Annotated in this window: 9 protein-coding genes; 3 read left to right on the forward strand and 6 right to left on the reverse strand. The window is 48.0% G+C overall.

The features are described from left to right. Nucleotides 1-5 precede the first annotated feature (5 nt). Nucleotides 6-1,121, forward strand: coding sequence for an efflux RND transporter periplasmic adaptor subunit (locus DW033_RS16035; protein WP_048928373.1), 1,116 nt, complete (start codon nucleotides 6-8; stop codon nucleotides 1,119-1,121). Between the two features lie 7 nt (nucleotides 1,122-1,128). Next, nucleotides 1,129-4,266 carry an efflux RND transporter permease subunit gene (locus DW033_RS16040; RefSeq protein WP_048928372.1) on the forward strand — a complete coding sequence of 1,046 codons (3,138 nt, stop codon included), beginning with the start codon at nucleotides 1,129-1,131 and terminating at the stop codon, nucleotides 4,264-4,266. Between the two features lie 108 nt (nucleotides 4,267-4,374). Here DW033_RS16040 and DW033_RS16045 read toward each other — a convergent pair whose 3' ends face one another. Then, nucleotides 4,375-4,776, reverse strand: coding sequence for an FKBP-type peptidyl-prolyl cis-trans isomerase (locus tag DW033_RS16045; RefSeq protein WP_005866204.1), 402 nt, complete (start codon nucleotides 4,774-4,776; stop codon nucleotides 4,375-4,377). A 987-nt stretch (nucleotides 4,777-5,763) separates the two neighbouring features. On the opposite strand from DW033_RS16045, the gene DW033_RS16055 reads away from it, so the two are divergent. Beyond that, nucleotides 5,764-7,230 (forward strand): catalase, encoded by a 1,467-nt coding sequence (locus tag DW033_RS16055; RefSeq protein WP_005858216.1) that lies wholly within the window; start codon nucleotides 5,764-5,766, stop codon nucleotides 7,228-7,230. A gap of 71 nt (nucleotides 7,231-7,301) precedes the next feature. On the opposite strand, the gene DW033_RS16060 is transcribed toward DW033_RS16055, so the two are convergent. From DW033_RS16060 to DW033_RS16080, 5 genes are read right to left on the reverse strand one after another with little or no spacing between them, the layout of a single operon-like run. Next, a complete protein-coding gene (locus tag DW033_RS16060; protein ID WP_005866200.1) occupies nucleotides 7,302-7,676 on the reverse strand; it encodes a YbaN family protein in 375 nt (124 codons plus the stop codon). Continuing rightward, the gene (fmt, locus tag DW033_RS16065) at nucleotides 7,676-8,650 is read right to left on the reverse strand and encodes a methionyl-tRNA formyltransferase (protein ID WP_036610396.1); all 975 of its coding nucleotides are present in this window, start codon (nucleotides 8,648-8,650) and stop codon (nucleotides 7,676-7,678) included. Before fmt ends, DW033_RS16060 begins: the two co-directional genes overlap by 1 nt. Nucleotides 8,651-8,680: 30 nt before the next feature. Then, nucleotides 8,681-10,465, reverse strand: a complete 1,785-nt coding sequence (locus tag DW033_RS16070) for a chloride channel protein (protein ID WP_005858223.1) — start codon at nucleotides 10,463-10,465, stop codon at nucleotides 8,681-8,683. Nucleotide 10,466: 1 nt separating this feature from the next. Further along, a complete protein-coding gene (locus tag DW033_RS16075) occupies nucleotides 10,467-11,867 on the reverse strand; it encodes a sugar transferase (RefSeq protein ID WP_005866194.1) in 1,401 nt (466 codons plus the stop codon). Nucleotides 11,868-11,869: 2 nt separating this feature from the next. Beyond that, a complete protein-coding gene (locus tag DW033_RS16080; RefSeq protein WP_008774182.1) occupies nucleotides 11,870-12,430 on the reverse strand; it encodes an L-threonylcarbamoyladenylate synthase in 561 nt (186 codons plus the stop codon). Nucleotides 12,431-12,485 lie beyond the last annotated feature (55 nt).

Genomic DNA, 12,485 nt, shown 5'->3' on the forward strand with positions numbered 1-12,485 from the left:
AAGATATGAAGACATTTGTTTACATAGGGATTATCGGAGCCTCCGCCTTATTACTGGCGTCTTGCAAGGGGAAAAGCAAGCCGATGGAAACGCCCGTGCCCTCCATAAGCGTATCCACGCCGATCGTGAGGGACATTACCTTGACGAAAGAATACCCCGGATACCTTAGTTCACAACTGAAAGTAGACTTGGTAGCCCGTGTCAACGGATACTTGCGTACCTCTTACCTCAAGGCCGGAAGCCGGGTGAAGAAGGGCGATCTTATCTTCGTGATCGAACCGGACACCTATCAAGATAACGTCACCCAAGCCGAGGCTTCCGTAAAGACCTCCAAAGCCCAGCTGGAATATGCACGCAGTAACTACGAGCGTATGAAGGAGGCGGCTAAGAGCGGCGCCGTAAGCCAGATACAAGTGATCCAAGCGGAGGCTACCGTATCGGAGTCTGAGGCTGCCGTGAAGAATGCCGAGGCGGAGTTGAATACCGCACGGACCAACTTGAGCTATTGCTATATCCGTGCGCCTTTCGACGGTGCGGTTACCCGGGCCAGCTACGATATAGGTAATTACATCAACGGAGCCGTCCAGCCGGTTACCTTGGCCACCTTATACAAGGACGACTTGATGTTCGCCAATTTCAATATCGAGGATAACCAGTTCATGAAGATGATGCTGGAAGCCGCCCGCAACGATAGCACCGTGAAACTTCCGACCGAGATCCTCGTCAGCATAGGCAAGAATGGCGGCAATGCGTATACGGGCCGGCTGGATTATCTATCCCCAAATATCGACCTATCGACCGGTACCCTGAACGTACGTGCCAATCTGGATAACCCGAAGCATGTATTGAAGAGCGGCTTATACGTCACCATCACCCTGCCGTATGCCGAGCAGCCGAATGCGGTCTTGGTTCGCGACGCCTCGATCGGTACCGACCAATTAGGGAAGTACCTTTATATCGTGAACGACTCCAATGTCGTACGATACCGTCCTATCGAGGTGGGCCAATTGGTAGACGATACGCTTCGCCAAGTGACCGCCGGTATCAGCCCCAAAGATTCCTATGTCACCTCCGCCCTGCTTAAGGTACGAGATGGCATGACTATCAAACCTATAAAATAAGCAAGCTATGGTAAAGTTCTTTATTAACAGACCGATATTCGCCACCGTACTTGCTCTGATCATCGTCGTAGCGGGTTTGGTCACCCTCAATATATTACCGATCGCCCAGTATCCGGAGATCACGCCGCCTACCGTACAGGTATCCGCCGTTTATCCCGGGGCGGACGCACAGACCGTAGCGCAGACCGTAGGTTTACCGATCGAGCAACAGGTAAACGGCGTGGACGGTATGCTTTACATGAGTTCAAACTCCTCCAGTTCGGGGGCTTACTCCCTAACGATCACCTTCGCTGTGGGAACGGATATCGACATGGCGACCGTCATGGTGCAAAACCGGGTGAGTATCGCCCAAAGTAGCTTGCCGGAACCCGTGATCGTACAGGGTATCACCACCCGCAAGCAATCCTCCAATATCGTGATGATGCTTACCCTAAGTTCCAAGGATTCCATTTACGACGGGTTGTATTTAAGTAATTACGCCACCTTAAATATGATAGACCAGCTAACCCGCCTGCCGGGTGTAGGCTCGGTACAGGTGATGGGAGCCGGAAACTATAGCATGCGTATCTGGCTAGACCCGGAGGCGATGCGTATCCGTAACTTGACGCCGGACATGGTCTATCAAGCCATATCCACGCAAAACGCCCAAGTATCCGCCGGTTACGTAGGCCAACCGATTCTACGGGCGGATAACCCCTATCAATATACCTTGACCGTGAAAGGACGGTTGACGACACCGGATGAGTTCGGCAATATTGTCCTTAAGACCGGGCAAGGTGGCAAGATCCTGCGATTGAAGGATATCGCCCGCATAGAGTTGGGTAGCTCCTCTTACAACGTGGTCTCTAAATTAAGCGGACAGCCGACTGCTGCGATAGCGATCTACCAGTTGCCGGGCTCCAACTCCTTGGATGTATCGAAGGTGGTAAAGGCCAAGATGAAAGAATTAGGCAGTTCCTTACCCGAAGGCGTGGAATACAAAGTGACCTTGGATACGACCGAGGTGATCGACGCCTCCATCCATGAGGTGCTTATCACGTTCTTGGAGACAACCTTGCTGGTGGTCTTGGTTATCTTCTTATTCTTACAGAATTTCCGGGCGGTAGTCATCCCGTTCATTACGATTCCGGTCTCATTGATCGGTACGCTGGCGGTCATGGCGGCTTTAGGCTTCTCCATTAATACGTTGACCTTATTCGGCTTGATTCTGGCGATAGCGGTGGTGGTAGACGACGCCATCGTGGTGGTAGAGAACTCCACCCGGCTCCTCGATACCGGGAAATATACGGCCCACGAGGCGGTATCGAAGGCCATGGATGAGATCGTAGGGCCTATCGTGGGCGTGGTATTGGTATTATTGGCGGTATTTATCCCGACAACGTTTATCAGCGGTATCTCCGGGCAGCTCTATAAGCAATTCGCCTTGACAATCGCCGCCGCTACCGTATTAAGCGGATTTAACTCGCTTACGCTTACGCCCTCGCTTTGCGCCCTTTTCTTAGAGAAGAATACGGAAGAACCGAAATTCTTCCTCTTCAAAGGATTCAATAAGGTATACGGAAAGACTCAGAAGATGTACGACTCGATCGTGGAGCGGATGCTGAAACGACCGGGAGCGGCGATGATCGTTTACGGTATCATCACGGCGGTAGCGGTTATCTTGTTTATGCGTTGGCCGACAACCTTTATACCCGAAGAGGATGACGGCTATTTCCTAATCGTATCCCAATTACCCCCGGCGGCGAGCTTGAACCGGACGGAGGCGGTCACCAAGCAGATCGACGAGATCCTAAAGACATACCCCGAGGTGAAATCATTCATCAGCGTTAGCGGATTCTCCGTGATGGGTGGAGGGGAGCAATCCAATACGGCCACCTTCTTCGTGATCCTAAAGAACTGGAACGAACGTAAAGGTAAGGAGCATACGGCAGAGGCCGTGACCAACCGTTTCAACCGGGAGGCATCGGCTATCCAAGAAGCGCAGGTATTCGGTATGGTACCGCCAGCTATCCCGGGGTTGGGCGCTTCGGGCGGCTTGCAACTGCAATTGGAGGATCGTAAGAACCTAGGTCCGACGGAGATGCAGCATGCCGTGGAGACATTGCTGGCCAGCTACCGCTCGAAACCGCAATTGCTGAACCTTTCTTGTATGTATCAGGCCAATACCCCGCAGTATCTACTGAAGATAGACCGGGATAAGGTGCAGATGCTCGGTCTTCAGTTGAATCAAGTATTCTCCACGCTCAGCTATTATATGGGAGCGGCGTACGTGAACGATTTCGTGGAGTTCGGACGTATTTACCAAGTTAAGATCGAGGCGAACGGAGAGGCGCAGAAAGTGATCGATGATGTACTCCGTTTGAGTCTGGCGAATAGTAAAGGAGAGATGGTACCCTTCTCCTCTTTTATCGAATTAGACGAGCAATTGGGATTAGACCAGATCAACCTATATAATATGTATTCATCGGCGGCTATTACTTGTATCGCCAACCCGAAATATAGTTCCGGAGAAGCGATCCTAGCGATGGAGGAGCTGATACAGGAACAATTAGGTGATAATTTTGGATATGAATGGACCTCGGTCGCTTATCAAGAGACGAAAGCAGGATCTACGACGGTGATTATTTTCGCCATGGCGTTGCTAGTCGCTTTCTTGGTTCTCTCGGCTCAATATGAGAGCTGGACAAGTCCGTTGGCGGCTATCATGGGTTTGCCGATCGCCTTGTTGGGAGCTATTATCGGCTGCTGGGTGATGGGGGTTCCGGTAAGCGTATATACCCAGATCGGTATTATCTTATTGATCGCCTTGTCCGCCAAGAATGGTATCTTGATCGTAGAGTTCGCCCGGGATTTCCGAAAGGAAGGTAATCCGATACGGGATTCCGCCTTGGAAGCCGGACACGTTCGTTTACGTCCGATCCTGATGACCTCGTTCGCCTTTGTATTGGGTGTCATGCCTTTGCTTTTCGCTACCGGAGCGGGAGCGGCCAGCCGTATATCCTTAGGTGCGGCGGTAGTATTCGGTATGGCTATCAATACGATATTCGCCACGATGTTCATCCCTAACTTCTATGAACTGATGCAGACCATCCAAGAGAAATGGCTGGATAAAGGAAAGAAGACGGATGTTACGCCTAAACAATAGAAAGTTTCCAATCCTCTAATGAGGCAAAAAGAGAATAGCCATGGGTTTAGCCATGGCTATTCTTTTTTACTCCCTTCAGATACATTATTATATATTCTATGATTGGAATTAGGCGATTCCCAACAACTCTACCTCAAATATTAATGTGGAGAAAGCAGGGATCGGACCCGAGGCACGATTACCATAACCAAAATTGTAAGGGATATAGATTATCCATCTATCCCCTACCCGCATTTCTTGAAGAGCCAATTGCCAGCCTTCAATCACTTGGTTCAAGCGAAAGGCTTCCGGGCAACCCCGTTTCCATGAGTTATCAAATTCCCTTCCGTTAATCAACGTTCCTTTATAATGTACGGAAACGACGCTTTCCCGATTAGGAGAGACTTTGCCTGTACCCGCTTGTATTACCTTATATAATATACCACACGGTAATGTCCGGATTCCCTCTTCCGAAGCGATCTCGTCCAAATACAATAGATTCTTCTCTTTGTACTCCTCTTTTCTACTCATATATATTACATTATCTTACATTTAGCTCCGCAAATGTAGCAAATAGAAATAGAAACGCAATGGCATGGTAACACAATAGACATGCCAAACGTTCAAATACTATCATTATATGAATCTGATTCCCGCTTTTTTTATCATAGATCAAGAAAACATAGGAATCCGCAAAAAACATGCTATAAAACATACCACGTATGGAATAACGCCGTATATTTGTGTCGTAAAACATAATTGTAAAGCAAATATGGTAAAGAGATTGTTTAAACGTTACATCGATTTGCTAGGGTTTCAACCTTGGACAATTTGGGTTTACCGCATGTGGTAAACCTCACGATGAAAAAGAGGAAGGTTTAGGTTAAGGTTATCAGAAGTCCGGGATTAGGTTAGTAATAGGTTAAAAGGTTAAAGGTTTAGGTTTTCAATTCATTCGTTACTCGGACTTCAAAAGTTATGTGAGATTTAGAACGTGTCGAAAGGCACAGATTTATTAATTAAAAAGAAAATGAGCTATGAAAAGTTTTATTAGACATTTTTTGGATAGCTGCTTGAGATCACTCGCTGCTATCGGTCAGTCGGAGTTAACGAAATGGGGTTACAATAAATAAGTAACACCCCATTTTACCGGGAAGGTGAACATTTGATTTTTTCAAACCATACCGCGGTTGCTTGGCATCTTGCCAGACAACCGCTTTTTTGTATCCATACCTTTTAAACAAGGTATCTTAGTTTCATAGAGAAAGTATCCTAAGTTCATTGGCGAAGTATCTTAGGTGTATGGGGCGATGAAACTAAGATACTTTTATAACTCATGCGCCTATCCCCACTGAGTTTCTACTACCCGTCTATATATTTATAGATATTAACTATTTGACAACTGTCTAACAACATCTTATTTTTGTCAGGAAGTTAAAAACAATTGTTGTTTCTAAACAGTTTTATTTAAAGATTACTTTATCTAAAATTCTTTATTGCGACATAAAAACTAAAGTTATGGAAGACAAAAAACTAACTGCCGCCAACGGGCGCCCTGTTGCGGACAATCAGAACGTACAAACAGTGGGGCCACGTGGCCCGATGGTATTACAAGACCCTTGGTTCATTGAGAAGCTAGCGCACTTCGACCGTGAAGTGATCCCAGAAAGACGCATGCACGCCAAAGGTTCCGGCGCATTCGGTACCTTTACCGTTACACATGATATCACAAAGTATACGAAAGCGGCTATTTTCAGCGAGGTAGGCAAGAAAACTGACTGCTTTGTCCGTTTCTCCACCGTAGCCGGAGAGCGTGGAGCAGCCGACGCAGAGCGTGATATCCGTGGATTCGCCATGAAATTCTACACAGAGGAGGGTAACTGGGACTTGGTAGGTAACAACACCCCCGTATTCTTCTTGCGTGATCCCCTAAAGTTCCCGGACTTGAATCATGCGGTCAAACGTGACCCGAAAACGAATCTACGAAGCGAGGATAACAACTGGGATTTCTGGACTTTGCTTCCCGAGGCCCTGCATCAAGTAACGATTACGATGAGTTCTCGCGGCATTCCTTACTCTTATCGACATATGCATGGTTTCGGTAGCCATACGTACAGTTTTATCAACAATAAGAACGAACGTATCTGGGTGAAGTTCCATCTCAGAACCCTGCAAGGTATCAAGAACTTGAGTGACGAGGAAGCGGCTGCGATCATCGCCAAGGATCGTGAATCCCATCAGCGTGATTTGTTCGAGAGTATCGAGCGTGGGGACTTCCCGAAATGGAAATTCCAGATCCAATTGATGACTGAGGAGCAGGCTGAGACCTATCCGATCAACCCGTTCGACCTCACGAAAGTATGGCCGCATAAGGACTTCCCGTTAATGGATGTCGGTATCCTCGAGTTGAACCGTAATCCGGAGAATTATTTCCAAGACGTGGAGCAAGCCGCATTCAACCCGATGAATACTGTCGAAGGTATCGGCTTCTCCCCAGACAAGATGTTACAAGGTCGTCTATTCTCTTATGGCGACGCCCAGCGTTACCGCCTTGGCGTGAACCTAGAGCAGATCCCGGTGAACAAGCCCCGCTGTCCGTTCCATGCCTATCACCGTGACGGAGCGATGCGTGTAGACGGAAACTATGGAGCCGCAAAGGGTTACGAACCTAACAGCTTCGGCGAATGGAAAGACTCTCCCGAGAAGAAGGAACCGCCTTTGAAAGTACACGGGGATGTTTATAATTACAACGAGCGTGAGTATGATGATGATTATTACAGCCAACCGGGTGCCTTATTCCGTTTGATGCCGCCGGAAGAGCAACAATTGTTATTCGGAAATACCGCCCGTGCGATGGGTAACGCCCAACTGTTCATCAAGCAACGCCACGTACGCAATTGCTACAAGGCAGACCCTGCTTACGGTAAGGGAGTAGCTGAAGCTCTAGGAATCAGCTTGGAAGAGGCCTTGAAAGAAGACCGATAAAGTAGTAAGGCTACGATAGAAAGCGATAAAAGAGGGATAACCCCAGTAATCCTATGGATGAACGGGTTATCTCATTCTTTTTTAGTAGGATAAGAGAGGATATGCCATGAGACCCCGATACTGATAAGCCCTAACAAAGCTTTCACCCACCAATAGCCGACTAGCAAAAGGGAAGTAATGATCGTAGATAGCCACATGATAGCGATCGTGATAATCTTGGAACGCAAAGGAATAGCCTTATCTTCCACAAAGCCCTTAATATGCGGCCCGAAATAACGATTGCTCATCACCCGGTTATAAAGTCTCTCCGAGCTACGGACATAAAACCAACAAGTCAGTAACCAAAAAGGAGTGGTCGGGAGCAAAGGGACAAAGATGCCGATCGCTCCCAATATGAGAAAAAACGTTCCTAACGTAATGTATATGATACGTCTCGTCCCGTTCATCAGCCAACCGTATATTCTGCGATTTGCTTGAAACCGTTCAAGAAGTCCGTTATATTCATCCGTTTCTTTCCGGCAAGTTGCAAGGAATGCAATCGAAGGAAACCATCCTTCACGGCCACATCGATATACGATTTATGATCTGTATGGATAGAACCTACCGGGAAGTTATGCGTTGCCGGACGCTTCTTCGTCTGGTAAACCTTCAAGACCATACGTTTGCCATCCGCTGAGATCAATTCCGTCCAAGCGGCAGGATAAGGAGAAAGCCCACGGACGAAATCATAGATCTTCTTCACCGGTTGGTTCCAGTCGATATGACAGGTATCTTTGAAGATCTTCGGGGCCGGACGCAACTCGGCGGCATCCTTATAGAACTCCTCTTGAGGGATAGCGTCTGTTTTTCCATCCAACAGTAAGTCCACGGTCTCGGTAACCAACCCCGCCCCCATCGCCATCAAGGCATCGTGAACGGTTTCTACATCGTCGGTATCAGCAATCGGCAGATGTTTCTGACGGATGATCTTACCCGTATCAATCTCATGCGTAAGAAAGAAAGTAGTCACGCCGGTCTCCGTATCACCATTGATAACCGCCCAGTTGATCGGAGCGGCGCCCCGGTATTGCGGAAGCAAGGAGGCATGCAGATTAAAAGTTCCCAGACGGGGCATATTCCAGACCACCTCCGGCAGCATACGAAACGCCACCACGATCTGCAAATCCGCCCGCAAGGCACGCAGTTCCTCTAAAAATGCCTCGTCCTTCAATTTCTCTGGCTGCAAGACCGGAAGACCCACCGATACGGCATATTGCTTCACAGCGCTCGGCTGAAGCACGCTACCATGACGCCCCATTGGCTTATCCGGCATCGTAATGACACCTACCACATTATATCCACCTTCTACCAAGGCACGCAGGCTCTCCACGGCGAAATCGGGAGTGCCCATATATACGATTCGTAAATCCTCTTTCTTCATATACAATAAATTGGATCTGTTTTTAACAAGTTAGTCCCCGGAAAAGTTATCGACCAATACCTCCCGATAGGAATTAAATATCTTCGATTTCGACATAAAGCCGATATAATGGCCATTCTCATCGACCACCGGAAGATTCCACGCTTTCGTATCATCAAACGTCTGCATGATCTGATCCATCGGTGTGTTGATTACGATCTTGGCCGGGGCGGAAACCATGAACTTCGATACATGGAAACGATTATACAACTCCGGACGGAACATGATATTCCGGATATTATCCAGCAAGACGATACCCAGCAACACGCCCCGCTCGTCCACGACAGGAAAGGTGTTACGTCCGCTTCGGGAAATGACCTTTACCATATCGCCCAACGTCATCTCCGGAGACACCATCTGGAAATCTTTCTCGATCACGCTATCCGCCCGTAGCAAGGTAAGCACCGCCCTATCCTTATGGTGCGTCAGCAACTCGCCTTTCTGCGCCAAACGCATGGAGTAGATGCTATGAGGCTCGAACATAAGGATCGTGATATAGGAACTGATCGAGACGATCATCAAGGGGAGGAACAAATCATACCCACCCGTCAGCTCGGCAATCAAGAAAACCCCGGTCAAAGGAGCGTGCATCACCCCGGACATAATGCCCGCCATACCCAGCAAAGCGAAATTCTTCTCTGAGATATACATCGTGAACGGGAAATAATTAGACGTATGCGCAAAGATAAAACCGGCGATACAGCCCAGATACAAACTAGGAGCGAAGATACCACCGCAACCCCCTCCGGCATTCGTGGCGCTGGAAGCGAATACCTTCGTAAGCAAGATCAAGGTCAAGAAGATCAAGACCCCGAAATACGTATCGTTCAGATCGTAAAACAAACTCTTGTCCATGATATGCGAGAACTGCCCGTTCAGCAACGAGCCGATCGTATCATAGCCCTCACCATATAGTGGGGGGAACAGGAATATCAAGATACTCAGCATCACGCCGCCCAACATGAACTTCTTCCAATACGTACCCAACTTCCGGTACATCCCTTCCACCTTGTTCATCACACGGGTAAAATAAAGGGATACCAATCCGCAAAAAACACCCAGCAAGAGCACGTAAGGAATACGCTCGATCTCGAATGCCTCGGTCTGAGAAAACTTAAACATGGCCTCGGTACCGGTAAAGATATAAGACATCGTAGCCGCCGTCACCGACGAGATCAGCAAAGGAAGCACGGAAGTCATCGTAAGGTCCAGCATCAATACCTCGATCACGAACACCAACCCGGCGATAGGCGCCTTGAAGATACCGGCGATCGCTCCGGCGGCACCACATCCCACGAGCAACATCAACGTCTTCTGCTCCATCCTGAACACCCGTCCCAGATTAGAACCGATAGCCGCCCCTGTCAATACGATAGGAGCCTCCGCCCCGACCGATCCACCAAAGCCGATCGTCACGGAACTGGCTACGATAGACGTCCATGTATTATGCGGCTTGATACGGCTCTTTCGTTGCGAGATGGCATACAAGATCTTCGTCACCCCATGGCCGATATCGTCACGCACGATATATTTCACGAACAAGCCGGCCAACAAGATACCGATCACCGGATAAAGCAAATAGAGATAGTTCACGCCATCAGCACTGAAATTACCCGTCAATACATGTTGTATGAAATGGATCAATTGTTTCAATATGATAGCGGCCGCAGCTGTGCAAATTCCCACGATAAAGCTGATAATAAGGATAAAATGCTTCTCCTTGATGCGCTTTTCCCGCCATAACAACAATTTATAGAATAACCCTTCGTTAGCCATTTTAAATACCTTTACCTGTAAACACTGTTTTAACTGTATAAATGAGAATCGTTATGTCCAGAATCAAGGACATATTCTCATAGTATAATATATCATATTCCAAGCGCTCGATCATCTCATCCACACTGCCGGCATATCCATATTTCACCATACCCAACGAGGTGATTCCCGGACGTACGTTATGCAGCAGATAGTAGAAGGGGGCTTTCCTCACGATCCGCTCGATGAAATATTTACGTTCCGGACGGGGGCCAACTAGCGACATATCCCCTTTCAGCACGTTCCAGAACTGCGGTAACTCGTCCAAGCGGTATTTCCGCATCACCCGTCCGAAGGGAGTGATACGGGAATCGTCCTCGGAAGAGAGCAACGGACCTTCTTCCTCGGCGTTCGTATACATCGTACGAAACTTATAGATCATGAAAGGCTCGCCCATGTATCCGATCCGTTCCTGACTGAAAAACACCGGGCCGGGGGAATCCCGCTTCACCCGCCAAGCGATATACAGGAACAAGGGAGATAAGAGCACCAAGAAAATCAGAGATAACATCTTATCCATAAAGAGCTTTACATTCTGCTCGATGGGCAAGAAGTTGTTATCCGTCACGTCCACCAGCGGAACGCCCTTTATCGCCTTGATCTTTACTTGCGATAATGAACTGGATTTATCCGCCAATATCTTGATCGGCCGTTTATAGCAATATAACGAATACAGGATATCCATCAAACGGCTATTATCCACCGTCTCCAAGGCGACAACCAGCTCATCCACCTTTTTCTCCTCTACAATCACCGGCAAAGATTCCAGCCTACCGATCACACGATCTCCGGCGACCCCGCCTTTTTTCTCCGTACCATCGGAGACAAAACCGACGATATTATAACCCAACCCATACAGGTCGTCGGCAATACACGCCGCCTTCTTCCCCGCCCCAATCATCAATACGTTCAACGCCCATTCCCTGCACTTTATCTTCCGTAACCCGGCCTGCGTAATCAATAACCGGGGAATATACGTCAAGACAAACTGTAATCCCCATAAAGAGAAAAACATATCATAATACACATGATAGGAACGGGGCAAGTCATTCAGCACTAAGGCAAAAAACAAGATCACGACACCGATCGACACGCTCCCAAGGGTAGAGAACAACTCAGTAAGCCTCGACTTACCGAACGGTTTATTATAATAACCGGAAAACCAATATAATACGAACCAGAAAAACGGGATCAATAGCTGCCCCTTCAACGAGGGGATATGCAGCAAAAAGGCCCCGACGGTATCAAACCCTTCATACACCGCCACCTCCTCATAGCGTATCAGGTTAAATAATAACCAGACTACCGACGACGCTATAAAATCCGAGACAATATATTTTCCGGCTTGTACGCTTTTCTTCATCCTTATCTAATTACCTGCACAAGCCCACCGGCTCCTAGCTTGATAATGCCGGACGGAGCGGCCTTGCTCATATCGTCCTGACGATAACTCACGATATAATCCACACCCTCCTTGATCACCTCCGATACCTCGCTGAAATTAGCGGGAGAAGGCTCGCCGCTTACGTTGGCGGAAGTAGAGACCAAGGGTTTACGGAAGCGCTCGCACAATTTCTTGGAGAACTCCTCGTTCGTGATGCGGATACCCACGCTACCATCGGCTCCCAATAGATTTGTCGCCAAGTTCTTGGCACTTGAGTAAATGATGGTCAACGGCTTATCAGACACGCTAATCAAATCCCAAGCGATATCGGGAACATCCGACACGTACCTATCCAATTTAGCCTCGCTGTCCATCAAGACCAACATAGCCTTATTGTCTGCCCTTCGCTTTAGCTCGTACACTCTTTGTACGGCTTTTTCATTGGTAGCGTCGCAACCAATTCCCCAGATAGTGTCTGTAGGATAAAGTATTATGCCGCCTGCGGCCATTACTTCGCAAGCTTTTTTAATATCTTCCGTCATTGTATTTTATAATATTTAGGCAAATGTACGAATCATTCTCCTACTTCAAAAAAAT

Origin of the sequence: Parabacteroides sp. AF39-10AC, assembly GCF_003635405.1 — a bacterium.
Classification (GTDB): Bacteria; Bacteroidota; Bacteroidia; order Bacteroidales; family Tannerellaceae; genus Parabacteroides; species Parabacteroides distasonis.